This is a genomic window from Actinoallomurus iriomotensis (assembly GCF_030269445.1).
Lineage (GTDB): Bacteria > Actinomycetota > Actinomycetes > Streptosporangiales > Streptosporangiaceae > Actinoallomurus > Actinoallomurus iriomotensis.
Map to the genome: position 1 here is coordinate 73,748 of NZ_BSTJ01000012.1, position 13,505 is coordinate 87,252.

Below are 13,505 nucleotides of genomic sequence, written 5' to 3' on the forward strand. Positions count from 1 at the left end.
AGCTCCCGTGAGTTCTGCGCGGTGGACGAGGTCCGACGATAGGCCGGATACTGGACACAAACCGCCCAGTATCAACGAGAGACTTGCCGCTATGAGTCGTCCCACCGCCCGGGTCCTCGCGCTCCTGGAGATCCTCCAGGCGGGCGGCGTCCACACTCTCGCGAGCCTCGCCGAGCGGCTGGGCGTGGACGCGCGTACGGTCCGGCGCTATGTCGACCATCTGGTCGACCTGGACGTGCCCGTCGAGTCGGTGCGGGGCCGGTACGGGGGTTACCGGCTCGCCCCCGGATACCGGATGCCGCCGCTGATGCTGACCGAGGACGAGGCACTGGCCGCGCTGCTCGGCCTGGAGACCGTACGGCGGGCCGGGCTCGCCGCGACGTCGGCCGCGGCCGCCGAGACCGCCGCCGCCAAGCTCCGCCGGGTGCTGCCCCGGCCGCTCGGCCGGCGCCTGGCCGCGCTGCTCGCGACGACGCGGTTCACCGCGCCGGCCGGCGACGCCGCCGGCGGTGGCCCGGGCGGGGGAGTCCTGCTGACCCTCGCCGAGGCGGCGTGGGGCCGGCATCCGATCGAGATGCGATACACCGCCCGCGACGAGCGACGCAGCCGGCGGGTCGTTCACCCGTACGGCATGGTCGCCCACTCGGGCCGGTGGTACGTCGCCGGCGCGGACTCGATCAGCGGCGAGGTGCGGACGTTCCGGGTGGACCGGATCGAGGACCTGCGTGTGCTGCCCGGATCGTTCGGCCGGCCCGAGGACTTCGATGCCGCGGCCCACGTGCTGACCGGTCTCGCGCAGACCCCGTGGGCGCACGATGTGACGCTCCGCGTTGAGGCGACTCTCGGGCGCATCCGGTCGCGGTTCCCGGAGGGGCTCGCGATCGTCGAGGAGATCCCGCCGACGGCGTCGGCCGGGCATGAGGGCTGGTTCCGTGTTCGGCTCCGCGCCGAGCGGCTGGAGTGGATCCCGCCTCTGATCGCCGCGCTGGACCGCCCGTTCGTGATCGAACGGCCGAGCGAGCTGCGCGGGCTCATGAGTGAGCTGGCGGGACGTCTCGCGGGGTACGCGGCCGCCGATCAGGAGCGCTCAAAGTAGGGCTCAAGTAGGTGTAGACAGGATATAGCCGTCTCTGACCTGCGGGGGAGGTGTCGGATGGGGGCGGAGGGGGTACTGGCAGGCCGGGATCCGCCCGATCGGGTGGAGACACTCCATGAGAGCGAACGCACGCGGGTCACGCGCCTCTTCTTCGACGGACTCGTCGTCGTACGCAAGGAACCTCTGGGACCGGACGCCCAGCGGCGGTTGTGGCACGAGCTGACGATCATCGAGCGGCTGCGCGGTGTGGCGGGGATCCCTCGGCTGCTGGACGCGCCGCGGTATCCGGGGTCGATCGTGTCGGCGGACGTCGGCGGCGTGTGCCTGGCCGGTCTGGCGAAGCCGCTGCCCGTCGACGACCTGGTCGGGCTGGCGGTGGAGCTGTTCCGAACGGTGGCGGAGGTGCACCAGCGGGGTGTGGTGCACCGTGAGATCACGCCGGCGAACATCATCGTCTCCCGCGACGGTGCGCCGTGCCTGGTGGACTTCGCCCTGGCGTCATCGTTCGCCGAGATCCGTCCCGAGTTCACGCACCACACCGAGATCGTGGGGACGCTGGAGTACCTGGCGCCGGAGCAGACCGGGCGTACCGGCCGGCCGGTGGATCAGCGTGCGGACCTGTACTCGCTGGGCGCCACGTTGTACGAGCTGGCGACGGGCGGGCCGCCGTTCGGCTCCGGCGATCCGCTGCGGCTCACCCATGATCATCTGGCCCGCGTGCCGACACCGCCGGCGCAGGTGAACCACGCCGTACCCGTCCTGTTGTCCGAGATCATCATGCATCTGCTGGAGAAGGAGCCGGACAACCGCTACCAGACGGCGGAGGGCGTGATCCACGACCTGGAGTGGATGCGGGAGGTCGGCCCGCATCCGGTGGTCTCGCCGCGAGTCGGCGAGCACGATTTCCCGCTGCGGTTGCTGCCGCCGTCCCGGCTCGTGGGCCGGGACGCGGAGGTGGCGACGCTGGAGGCGGCGTTCGAGGAGGCGCTGACGGGCCGGTGCCGCGGCGTGCTGATCGGGGGCGCGCCGGGGGTGGGCAAGACGGCGCTGGTCGACGAGTTGCGGCCCGTGGTGACGGGCCGGGACGGCTGGTTCGTGACGGGCAAGTTCGACCAGTACCGGCGGGACCTGGAGTTCGACGGGGTCGAGCAGGCCTTCCGCGCGCTGGGCCGGCTGTTGCTGGCCGAGCCGGAGGACGAACTGGCCGAGGTCCGTGAGGGGATACTGCGGGCGGTCGCCCCGAACGCGGGCCTGCTGACCGCGGCGGTGCCGGAGTTCGCCACGCTGCTGAAGGTGCCGCCCGATCCGGGAGACCCGCTGACCGCGCAGGTGCGGGCGCAGCGCATGGCGGTCGAGGCTCTGCGCGCGGTCGCCTCGCGGAAACGGCCGGTGGCCATGTTCGTCGATGATCTGCAGTGGGCGGGGCGAACGCCACTCGGTTTCATCGACATGTTGCTGAGCGAGGAACCGACCGACGGCCTGCTGCTGGTCGGCGCGTACCGGGAAGCCGGTGTGGACGCGACCCATCCGCTGACGGCGTCGCTGTCCCGATGGCGTGACCAGCCCGGAGTGCGGCACCTGCGGCTGGCCAACCTGCCGGTCTCCGGCACGATCACCATGGTCGCGGAGATGCTGCGCGTCGACGCCGCCACGGCGGCGGGCCTGGCCGACGTGATCAGTCCGTACACGTCCGGCAATCCGTACGAGACGGTGGAGCTGCTCAACACACTGCGGAGCGGCGGCGCGTTGACGGCGACCGCCACCGGTTGGCGGTGGGACGCGGCGGCCGTACGTGCCCAGCTGGGGCGGTCCGAGGTGGCGGGACTGCTGGCGACGCGCGTCAAGGACCTGCCGGTACGGTCACGGCGGGTGGTGGAGGCGATGGCGTGTCTCGGCGGCACGGCGGAGCTGACCGTGCTGCGGACCGCGATCGCCGCGTCGGCGGGCGTGGTGGAGAACGCTCTGGCGCCCGCCCTCGACGACGGCCTGCTGACGCCGGAGCCCGGAACGCGTCAGGCGGTGCGGTTCCGGCACGACCGGATCCGCGAGGTGGTCCTGGAGGGGCTGGAGCCGAGCCGGCGACGTGCTCTGCAACTGGCGATGGCGCGGCGGCTCGCGGCGGTGCCGGAGCGGTTCGCGGTCGCGGCGGAGCAGTATCTGCCGGTGGTCGACGGGGTCACCGACCCCGCGGAGCGGTGCCGGGTGGTGGGGCTGCTGCGGCGAGCCGCCGGCCAGGCGGCGTTGATCGGGAACTACGCGGAGGTGAACGCGCTGCTGACGGCGGCACTGCGGCTGATCGACCCGGACGGGACGGCCATCCGGATCCAGGTGCACATCGGCCGTCATCTCGCGCTGTACAGCATGGGGCGCCTGGACGACGCGGACGAGGACTACCGCACGATCGAGGAGCTGTGCGCCTCCGTCCTGCAACGCGCCGACGCGACGTGCGTGCAGGTGAGAAGCCTGACCCACCGGAACCGTCTGGCCGAGGCACTCGACCTGGGCGTGCGGTCGCTACGCGCGCTCGGCATCACCGTGCCCACCGCGGACCGGTTGCCCGCCGAACTCGACCGCCAGTACGACTACCTGTACCGGTGGCTGGAGCGTACCGACACTGGTGACGAGCCTGCCGGTCACGATCTCACCGATCCCGCACTGCTCGCCGCGACCCGCGTGATCAACACGCTCGTGCCGGCGAGCTACTTCGTCGCCGACCAGGACACGGTCGCCTGGCTGAGCCTGGAGGCGGTGCGGATCTGGCTCGAGCACGGCTCCGCTCGTACGCTGCTCGGCCCGGCGATCCACGCGGTCTTCTCCGTGATGGGGCTGCGCGACGACTACGCCGCCGGATACCGGGCGTCCCAGCGGATTCTGGCGTTGGGTCAGGCCCGCGGCTACGAGCCCGACACCTCGCAGGCACGCTTCCTGTCCGCTTTTCAGAGCTGCTGGTTCGAGCCGATCGAACACGGTATCCAAGCGGCGCAGCGGGCCCGCGAGGGGCTGCTGGCGGGAGGAGACCTGGCCAACGCCGGCTACAGCTACGAGCCGGCCGTGCACTACCTGCTGGACGCCGGGCCCTCGCTGGACAGCTGTGCCGCCGAGGTGGACGCGGGGCTGGCCTTCGTGCGTCATATCGGCAGCGAGCAGACCGCCCAATGGCTCGACAGTTTCCGCTGGCTGGTGGGTGTGCTGCGCGGCGAAGGCCCGCCGGCGGCCGGTGAGGCGGCGCCCGACCGGTACGCCGGGAACAAGGCAGCGCTTTTCCATGCGCACGTGAACCATGCGGTCGCCGCCGCCATCTTCAGCGATTCGGCCGGCCTGGCACGGCACACCGCGGCGGCGAGGTCGCTGTTGCCGACGTCCCCGGGCCTCTACTCGACCGCCGTGGCCCGTGTGCTGCGCGGGCTGGCCCTTGCCGGCCAGGTCCATGACAGCCACGGCGGCGAGCGCGACGCCCTGCTGGCCGAACTGGATGAGGTGACGCGGTGGCTGGCCGCCCGTGCCGCGGACGCACCGGAGAATTTCCTGCATCTGCTGCAGCTGGTCGAGGCCGAGCGGGCCTGGGCGGTCGGTGACTTCCAGGTCGCGGCCATCGGCTTCGACGCCGCCCGGCACGAGGTCGCCCAGCGTCAGCGTCCATGGCACCAGGCCTTGATCACCGAGCGCACCGGCCGTTTCTGCGTCGCCCACGGCGTCGAACACGCCGGTTACGAGATCCTCGCCGAAGCGCGCCGGCAGTACCTCGCCTGGGGGGCGACCGCGAAGGCCGCACAGCTCGACTGGGCATACCCGCGTCTGCGGTCACAACCTGAGGCGACCGCCGGGCCGCCCGGCGCTTCTCACCGTGAGCGGGCCACCGTCACGGCCGGAACCGTCGACCTGCTCGGCGTCCTGTCCACGTCGCAGGCGCTGAGTTCGGAGACCAGTGTCGAACGGCTGCACGGCCGCGTGGTCCGGGTGCTCAGTGCGATGACCGGTGCCACCGCCGTGCACCTGCCGTTGTGGAGTGAGGAGCGGCAGGATTGGCTCCTGCCGGTTCCCGGCAGTGGTGGCACGGCCCTCATCAGTGCGAAGGGCAACGAACGGGCGGTTCCGATGTCCGTGCTGCGCTACGCCCGGCGTACGGGTGAGCCTCTGATCGTGGACGACGCCACCCGCGACGACCGTTTCACCGGCGACCCTTATTTCTCCGACGTGGCCTTCTGCTCGCTGCTCGCCGTGCCCATCGTCAGCCGCGGCACGCTGCACGCGGTGCTGATGCTGGAGAACCGCCTCATCCGCAGCGCCTTCACCATCGAACGGCTCGACGCCGTCAAACTCATCGCCGGTCAGCTCGCGGTCTCCCTCGACAACGTCCAGCTGTACGCGGAGTTCCGCCGGATCGCCGACGAACAGGCGGCCCTGCGGCGGGTGGCGACGCTGGTCGCCCGCGGGGTGGCGCCGGAGTCGATGTTCACCGCCGTCGCCGAGGAGATCGCCGTACTCACCGGCGCCGACCACACGGCGATCGTACGGTTCGAGCCGGACGCGGAGGCGACGGTGATGGGCGGGCACGGGTTCTGGCACTCTCAGTCGGGTACGCGCGGAAAACTCGACCCCCGCTCGGCCATGGCCTTGGTCCAGGCGACGGGCCGCGCCGCCCGGCACGACCTGGACGACCTGGTGTGGTCGGGCGTGGTCGCCCCCGAGGGACCCCGGCACGCGGTCGCCGGCCCGATCGTGGTGGAGGGCCGGATCTGGGGCGCGATAGGCGTCGGGTCCCGTCGCGAGGCGCTGCCCCAGGACACCGAGCAACGGCTGGCCGACTTCACCGAACTCGTCGCGACCGCCATCGCCAACGCCGCGAGCCGCAACGAGCTCACCAGCTCGCGTCTGCGGATCGTCGCCGCCGCCGACCAGGCACGCCGCCGGATCGAGCGGGACCTGCACGACGGCGCCCAGCAGCGGCTGGTCTCCCTGGCGCTGCGGATGCGGGCCGCGCAGGCGGCGGCACCGCCGGAACTCAGCGAGTTCGTCGCCGAGCTCGACGACCTCGCCGACGAGGCGGCCGACGCGCTGGACCAGCTGCGCGAGATCTCACGCGGCATCCACCCCGCCATCTTGACCAAGGGCGACCTCGGCGCGGCGCTGCGCGCACTCGCCCGCCGCTCGCCGATCCCGGTCGAACTCGACGTACGGATGGAGGGACGGCTGCCCGAGCACGTCGACGTCAGCGTGTACTACCTGGTCGCCGAGGCGCTGACCAACGCCGCCAAGTACGCCCGCGCCTCCGTCATCACGGTCACCGTCTCGGCCGACACCCAGGACGCCGTCCTTCGCGTCGCGGTCCGCGACGACGGCGTCGGCGGCGCCGACTTCGCCCGCGGCACCGGCCTGGTCGGCCTGAAGGACCGCGTGGAGGCCCTGGGCGGCCGAATCTGCCTGGACAGCCCCCGCGGTGCGGGCACCGACCTACGCGCGGAGTTCCCCCTCACCACCGCGAACAGCGACGTCACCGCCCCCTAGCCGCGATTCCACCGGCCACCGCGACCCGGCACGGCGGCGGCTACGCGACGCGCTCCGCCGGCGTCCCCGGTCCGATTCCACTCATGAAGTTCTCGGACGCCAGGAGATCGGAACCGATCTGCCGGAAATGGCGTCCTAGTTCTGCTTCGCAGTGATGAGGCAAACGCTACGATCTTCCGGACATTGACACATCTGGGGAGTGGGTCACCGTGCAACCCCCGCAGCCGCCGTACGGCGGCCCGCCGCCCGCGTACGGGCCTCCGCCGCCGCCCGGGCCGCCGGGACCACCGATGCCGCCCGGCCCGCCGGGATGGGGGCCGCCGGGACCGCCCGGACCGCAGCGGCCGAACAACAACAACGCCGCGGTGATCATCATCATCGCGGCCGTGGTGGTGCTGTTCGGCGGCGGCGCCATCCTGTGGTGGGGCTTCGACATCGGTGCCTCGGGAGGCAAGCGGGCGGCCTCCGCGCCGACGCTGGACATTCCGACGCCGCCCACCTTCACCCCGCCGCCGTTCCCCAGCTCGACGCCGTACTCTCCGCCCGACACGTACTCTCCGCCGGACACCTACTCGCCCCCGGACACGTACTCGCCGCCGGCGCAGCACTGGGGCGCCATCGCCGTGGCGAGCGACGGCAGCGTCGGCAAGTCCTGGGACTACAGCAGCTCGAGCGCCGCCTCGAAGCGGGCGTTGAACGAGTGCCCCCGCTCCGGCTGCAAGGTCCTGGTGACCTTCGTCAACTCCTGTGGCGCCGTCGCGTTCAACCCGCACACCAACCGGTACTGGGGCGGCCGTGGCTCCACGAAGGCCGCGGCCGAGCGGGACGCCATCTCCAACGCGGGCGGCGGCCACTGGATCAGCTGGGTGTGCACCACCCGGTAGCGAACCGGCGGTCCGCGCTCCCTGAGGCGCGGACCGCTCAGTGGGCGCTGCGGACGAGGTCGTGGACGGCCTCGCTCATCGTGACCGGATCGACCTCGCCGAGCGGCACCGAGTCCTTCGGCGAGTAGGCGGGGGCCGGACCCGCCCACAGTGTGCTGATCTCCTGGTCCTCGCCTTCGCCGTACATGTAGTGGTGGAGGCCGGGACTCAGGCCCGCCACGACGTACAGGCCGGCGGGGTCGCGCCGGGCGAGCCACCCGCCCGTGAAATCGCCGTCGGCGTCCACGGACTCCCAGCGCCCCTGCGAATGGCCCCTGGCCCTGCCGTAGGAGAGGACGAGCCCCTCCACCCGGGCGAGCCGGTGCGCGGCGCGCTCGTCGTCCGTGAGCCGGTGGACGGGGCGCCCGAGCTGCTCGAACGGCTGCGAGATCTCGTAGTCGGCGAACAGCTCCGTCCAGGCGCCGAGGGCGTCGTCCAGCAGGATCGGGTGGGCGATGCCGACGCGGGCGTCCGGCGCCGGGATGAACAGGTCGTCGTCGACGTCGGCGTAGGAGTGGTCCTCGGCGACGCGGAAGGAGACGCCGCCGTCGGTGATCCACACCAGCCGGCGGACGATGTGCCCCAGCAGCGGGTGAGTGACGAACAGGGCGTGGAAGTCGTCCGGCGTCCAGCTCCGCCGTTTGATCATGGCCAGCTCGAAGCGCTTGATCTCCTGTTCGGCGATGGTCCGCAGGTCCTTCTTCAGGCCGGTGAACAGGGCGTGCGCGGCCGGTGCCAGGGCCGGATCGTCCTTGGGGCCGGGCTTGGGTGCGCTCTTGCGCACCTTGCCGTTCGGCTCGACGACCAGCGGTGAGAGCTCCTGGTCGAAGGTCACGGTGAAGCGGCGTGGGCCGTAGTCGAGGACGAGGGTGCCCTGGGCGTCCAGGCCGAAGTCCGGCACGGCGCGGTCGGCCAGGTCCTCCGGCGTGATGCCGCGGGCGGCCGCGATCTCGTCGATCTTCTGCACCGCTCTGGCCTTGAGCCCCTTGTACTTGCCCCGGCGGGTCAGCTCGAACAGGTGGGTGAGGGCGACGTCGGAGCCGATCGTGGCGAGGACGTCCAGCGCGGCGATGGCCCGGCCGGCGCTGCCCTCGCCCGGCCAGTGTTTGACCAGCGGGCTGAGCCGCCGCACCGTCGTGTCGTCGCCGATCAGGCCGAGCTGCGCCAGCGCCCAGTTGTGCCGGGTGGGCGCGCCGAGGGAGTACCAGCGCTGGAACAGGGCCCAGGAGAACTCGGCCAGCGAGTGCCGGTCGCAGAAGTCGCGGACCGCCGCGACCTCGGGAGCCTTCTTGGCGAGCAGGTGCAGCAGGCACCTGGTCGCGTTCGCGGGCAGGGCCCGGTCGCCGTCGCGCGTGAGGATCCGCGGAAGCAGCGCCGGGTCGGCCCAGTCCACCTTCGCGCTGCGGGCCGGCCGGCCCGCGAGGGCCTCGGGCAGGTCGTCACAGTCGGGGACGGCCGGTCGCGGCAGAAACGCCTCGACGGCCCCGGACGGCAGCGCCTCGGCGAGCTCGGGCCGGGCGTACAGCAGGCTCCGCAGCAGCCCGGCCGCTCGAAGCCCCCGCGTCGTGCCGTTGTCGGCCGGCGGCGCCAGCGCCCGGAGCGCGATCAGCGGGTGGCGCTCGGCCGCCTCCTGCAAGGCGGCGGGCCCGCCCTTCTCGCCCATGTCGTCGAGCAGGATGGGGAAAAGCCGTTCGTCGGCGACCTCCAGGAGGGCCCTGCGTACGACCGGGCGCGTCTCGTCGGCGTTGGTGTAGGGGTACCTGAGCGCCCTTTCGAGCAGGGGGAGAGCGTCCGCGCCCAGCCCGTCGAGCAGCGTCCCGAGTATGGCGGGAGTCGGCGGTATCCAGCCGATCCGGCCGACGTGCGCGGCGGTGGACAGGGAGCAGACCACGTGTTCGTGGTCGAGGACCCGCGCACCGGAGGGGTCGTCCAGAGACTCGTCCATCCAGGCCGTCTCGGTGGGGATGAGGTAGGAGACCGTGCAGCGCCTCAACGCGTCACCACGACGGGCCGACAGCCGTGCGACGGCGTCGCGGTAGTCGCCCTCGGGTGCCGCCGCCAGGAGCGCGCGGAGCCGTTTGGCCACCGTGTCCGCGGCGATCCACTGGTCCACGCGGACGTGGTCGTAGGAGTTCATGCGTCGGATCTCGCCGCGCCACCCTTTGGGCCCCGGACCGGCGTAGGCGGCGATCCGGATGACGCCGCCGGGACCCGGCGCCACCCGTCGCGGCGCCGGACCGAGCGCGATGGAGGACGCCTCGGTGACCGCACAGGCGGCGAAGGCGAGCCCGTGGTCCAGCACCCAGGCGTCCAGGATGGCCGCACCCTCGACACCCTGCAGATACTTGACCGCGACCGCGGCGACGGCGGCCGCGCCGACCGGGTCCGGCTCGCCGTCCAGCCAGGCCCGGACGGCCTCGCCGAGCTCGGGGTCGGTGTCCTCGTGCTCCAGCATCTCGTCGACGATCGGGCGTGCCGCCCGCTCCCACTCGCGCGCCCGCCGAGCGGCGTCCTCGTCCAGAACGACCGCCGGCCCGGCGACACCGCCACGCCGCGGATGGATGCACTCACGCCACTCGACCGGAACGCCCACCGTCTCGACCATGGCACCGGAACCTAGCGGCCACCGCCGACATTCGCGCTCCGTCATCTACCCGGCGGCCGACCAGCCGCCGTGCGGGCGACGCCGGGCGGCTGTCGACAAGACGCCTCTCAGCCGGTAGGCACGTCAGTGCCGCACGTGCGAGTCCACAGTCAAGTCCTGGGAAGCCTCGCCGATGTCGCGACCGCAACGCACCATCAACACTCCCGCCGTCATTCTCGGCATCCTCATGGTCGGCTGCTGGCTGTGGGTCGGATACCTCTTGGTGATTCCACCGCACGGCTGTTCGAGCGACAGCGCGGGCGTTCCCCTCGCCGACGTCTGCCGCCTCGAGCGGGCCGACCGGCTCCGCTACGCGGTGCTCGCACTCCTCATCTCCAACGTGCTGCTGACTCTTCTCGCCTTCGGCCCGCGTCTCCTCCGTACTCTCGACGAGTGGACCACCCCTCAGAGGGAGACCGGCGACGACTGGTGAAGCGGGCCGCTCGCACCGCGTGCCGGTCGGTTTTCGGGGCCGGGACGGAAACGTGAATCGGCGCGGGGATGAACAATGGCCGCACGGCGGCGGTTGGGGTGTCGCGGGGCGGGCGGATGCGCTTGGCTGGCCGCTCGTGCTCCGCTTCCGGCCTGTGGTCCCAACGATCGTGATCTGTCTGCTTCTGGCGCTGATGGGGTGTGCCGCTCATCCCCTCCAGGCCCGGAAGGGTGGTGCCGGGAGCCGGACGCCCGCCCTGGCAGAGCGGCCGAACATCGTCTTCGTGCTCACCGACGACCTGTCCACGGACCTGCTCCGGTACATGCCGAACGTGCAGCGGCTCCAGCGGGAGGGCCGCTCCTTCACCAACTACTTCGTCACCGACTCCTTCTGCTGCCCGTCCCGTTCCTCCATCTTCACCGGGCAGTTCCCGCACGACACCGGCGTCTACACGAACAGCGGGCCGAACGGCGGCTTCGACAAGTTCACCAAGACAGGCAAGGACCGCCAGACCTTCGCGATCGCGCTCGGGGCGAAGGGCTACCGCACCGCGATGATGGGCAAGTACCTCAACGGCTACGACAGGACCGCCTACGTGCCGCCCGGGTGGAGCCAGTGGGACGGCGTGGGCACCGGCGGCTACGGCGGCTTCCACTACATCCTCAACGAGAACGGCACGCTGAGCACGGGCGGCACCGCGCCCGCCGACTACCTCACCGACGTGCTGTCCGCCAAGGGGACCGCGTTCATCGACCGGTCGGCGGCGGACCGCTCGCCGTTCCTGCTGGAGATCGCCTCCTTCGCGCCGCACCTGCCGGCGACTCCGGCGCCACGTGACGCCCACAAGTTCCTGGACGCGCGCGCCCCGCGCGGGCCGGCGTTCAACGAGGGCGACGTCGCCGACAAGCCGCGGTGGCTGCGCAGCTACCGCAAGCTGAAGCACGGCCAGCTCACCTCGATCGACGCCCAGTACGTCCGGCGGGTGCAGTCGGTGCAGGCGGTCGACCGGATGGTCGGCCGGCTCCGTGTCACCCTCCGGGCGCGTGGCCTGTCCCAGAACACCTACTTCGTGTTCAGCTCCGACAACGGCTACCACATGGGCGAACACCGGCTCATGCCCGGCAAGACCACCGCCTTCGACACCGATATCCGGGTGCCGCTCGTCGTCGTGGGTCCCGGCGTACGGGCGGGCAGCACCGACGCCACGCTGGCCGAGAACACCGACCTGGCTCCGACCTTCGAGGACCTCACCGGGACGCCCGTCCCGGCGTCGGTGGACGGCAGAAGCCTGGTCCCGCTCCTCCGTGGCGAACGCGACGCCGGCGCGCCCGGCGCGGTCCTCGTCGAGCACCACGGGCCCAGCCTGTCCAAGGACGATCCCGACCGGCCCGGGCCCGCCAGCGGGAACCCGCCCTCGTACACCGCGATCCGGACACTGGACGCGCTCTACGTCGAGTACAAGGACGGCGAGCGGGAGTACTACGACCTGCGCACCGATCCGTACGAGCTCGACAACACGGTGGCGACCCTGCCCCCGGCCCGGCTCGCGCAGCTGCAACGGACCCTCCACGGTCTGCGCACCTGCCACGGCAGCCGTCGCTGCTCCGTCGCCGCCCGCCTCAACTGAGCCGGAGCCGGGGCCGGGGCCGCCGGAGCGTCAGCCGGACAGCCCGGTCAGGGCGAGGAACTCGCCGCGGGAGCGGGCGTCGGTGCGCAGCGCGCCGAGCAGTGTGGAGGTCAGAGTGGTGGAGCCGGTGGCCTGCACGCCCCTCAGGGTCATGCAGGTGTGCTCGGCCTCGATCACCACGCCCACGCCCTGGGGCTCCAGATGCTCCTGGAGCCAGTCCGCCACCTGCTTGGTCAGGCGCTCCTGCACCTGGGGCCGGCAGGCGAAGTGCTCGACGACGCGGGCCGGCTTCGACAACCCCAGGATGCGCCGGCCGGGCAGGTAGCCGACGTGCGCCGTGCCGACGAACGGCAGCAGGTGGTGTTCGCAGACCGAGCGCAGCGGGATGGCGCGGGCCAGCACGAGCTCGTCGTACCCCTCGTCGTTGGGGAAGGTCGTCAGGTCGAACGGACGAGGACTGAACAGTTCGGCGTACGCCCGGGCCATCCGCGCGGGCGTACGCCGCAGGCTCTCGGAGTCGGTGCGGATGCCGAGCGCGTGCAGGAACTGCCTGGCGGCCCGCTCGGCGCCCTCGAGTCCGTCAGCGTGCTGAGCGAGGAGACCCGGCGACGGATGTACGCCGTCGTACGCCGCGCGGGCCGGCCCGTGACTCGTGACGAGGCGGCCGCCGGCGTCGGGGTCTCCCGGAAACTGGCCGCGTTCCACCTGGACAAGCTGGTCGAGGCCGGCCTGCTGCGCGCCCACTACGAGCACACGGACGGTCTGCGTCGGGCCGGCCGCCGGCCCAAGCTGTACGAGCCCTCCGGCGTCACGGTCCAGTTCTCCATTCCCGATCGTCGCCATGAGTTCCTCGCCGACCTGCTCATGGAGGCCGTCCTGACGGAGGGCAGGGCCGAGGACGCCCGGCAGGCCGCGGTGCGGGTGGCCGGGGTACGCGGCCGCGACCTGGGCGAGGCGGAGCGGCAGGCGACCCGTCCAGGACGGTTGGGGGCGGAGCGGGGCCTGACGTTCTGCGAACGCATGCTCGAGCGGCACGGCTTCGAGCCGCTCCGCGAGACCACGACCCGCCTCCGGCTGCGCAACTGCCCCTTCCAACCGCTCACCGCGAAGGCGCCCGACCTCGTGTGCGCCATGAACGACGCCTTCCTGACCGGCTATCTCGACGGCGTCGGGGCCACCGGCCTGCGGGCGGTCCCGGCCCCCACCCCCGGCGAGTGCTGCGTCCGGATCTCACCCGCGGCCCCCCGGCAGCCAGGAGCACCGTCCGGTGCATAGCG

Annotated in this window: 8 protein-coding genes; 6 read left to right on the top strand and 2 right to left on the bottom strand. The window is 72.2% G+C overall.

The features are described from left to right. The first annotated feature begins 91 nt into the window (after window positions 1–91). The 3 genes from QSK37_RS39190 to QSK37_RS39200 all read left to right on the top strand — a co-directional run bounded on the left by QSK37_RS39190 (window position 92) and on the right by QSK37_RS39200 (window position 7,485). Window positions 92–1,096: a helix-turn-helix transcriptional regulator gene (locus QSK37_RS39190; RefSeq protein WP_285631341.1), complete on the top strand. Its 1,005-nt coding sequence runs from the start codon at window positions 92–94 to the stop codon at window positions 1,094–1,096. Between the two features lie 57 nt (window positions 1,097–1,153). Beyond that, on the top strand, window positions 1,154–6,601 hold the full coding sequence (locus QSK37_RS39195; protein ID WP_285631344.1) for an AAA family ATPase: 5,448 nt from the start codon (window positions 1,154–1,156) through the stop codon (window positions 6,599–6,601). A gap of 209 nt (window positions 6,602–6,810) precedes the next feature. Then, window positions 6,811–7,485, top strand: coding sequence for a DUF4189 domain-containing protein (locus QSK37_RS39200; RefSeq protein WP_285631347.1), 675 nt, complete (start codon window positions 6,811–6,813; stop codon window positions 7,483–7,485). 37 nt (window positions 7,486–7,522) lie between these two features. Here QSK37_RS39200 and QSK37_RS39205 read toward each other — a convergent pair whose 3' ends face one another. After that, the gene (locus QSK37_RS39205) at window positions 7,523–10,129 is read right to left on the bottom strand and encodes a DUF4132 domain-containing protein (protein ID WP_285631350.1); all 2,607 of its coding nucleotides are present in this window, start codon (window positions 10,127–10,129) and stop codon (window positions 7,523–7,525) included. 172 nt (window positions 10,130–10,301) lie between these two features. On the opposite strand from QSK37_RS39205, the gene QSK37_RS39210 reads away from it, so the two are divergent. Further along, window positions 10,302–10,601: a hypothetical protein gene (locus tag QSK37_RS39210; protein WP_285631353.1), complete on the top strand. Its 300-nt coding sequence runs from the start codon at window positions 10,302–10,304 to the stop codon at window positions 10,599–10,601. A 193-nt stretch (window positions 10,602–10,794) separates the two neighbouring features. Then, the gene (locus QSK37_RS39215) at window positions 10,795–12,228 is read left to right on the top strand and encodes a sulfatase family protein (protein WP_285632101.1); all 1,434 of its coding nucleotides are present in this window, start codon (window positions 10,795–10,797) and stop codon (window positions 12,226–12,228) included. Window positions 12,229–12,258: 30 nt separating this feature from the next. Here the strand turns inward: QSK37_RS39215 and folE are convergent, their stop codons facing one another. Beyond that, window positions 12,259–12,771, bottom strand: a complete 513-nt coding sequence (folE, locus tag QSK37_RS39220) for a GTP cyclohydrolase I FolE (protein WP_285632104.1) — start codon at window positions 12,769–12,771, stop codon at window positions 12,259–12,261. Between folE and QSK37_RS39225 the strand changes: the two genes are divergently transcribed. Next, window positions 12,766–13,503, top strand: coding sequence for a helix-turn-helix transcriptional regulator (locus QSK37_RS39225; RefSeq protein ID WP_285632130.1), 738 nt, complete (start codon window positions 12,766–12,768; stop codon window positions 13,501–13,503). The two genes, folE and QSK37_RS39225, sit on opposite strands and share 6 nt — an antisense overlap. Window positions 13,504–13,505 lie beyond the last annotated feature (2 nt).

What these genes read in the sequence shown, in the direction of transcription:
- QSK37_RS39195 (WP_285631344.1), top strand. Translation starts at nt 1,154, where the DNA reads ATGGGGGCGGAGGGGGTACTGGCAGGCCGGGATCCGCCCGATCGGGTG.
- QSK37_RS39210 (WP_285631353.1), top strand. Translation starts at nt 10,302, where the DNA reads ATGTCGCGACCGCAACGCACCATCAACACTCCCGCCGTCATTCTCGGC.
- QSK37_RS39205 (WP_285631350.1), bottom strand. Translation starts at nt 10,129, where the DNA reads ATGGTCGAGACGGTGGGCGTTCCGGTCGAGTGGCGTGAGTGCATCCAT.
- QSK37_RS39190 (WP_285631341.1), top strand. Translation starts at nt 92, where the DNA reads ATGAGTCGTCCCACCGCCCGGGTCCTCGCGCTCCTGGAGATCCTCCAG.
- QSK37_RS39215 (WP_285632101.1), top strand. Translation starts at nt 10,795, where the DNA reads ATGGGGTGTGCCGCTCATCCCCTCCAGGCCCGGAAGGGTGGTGCCGGG.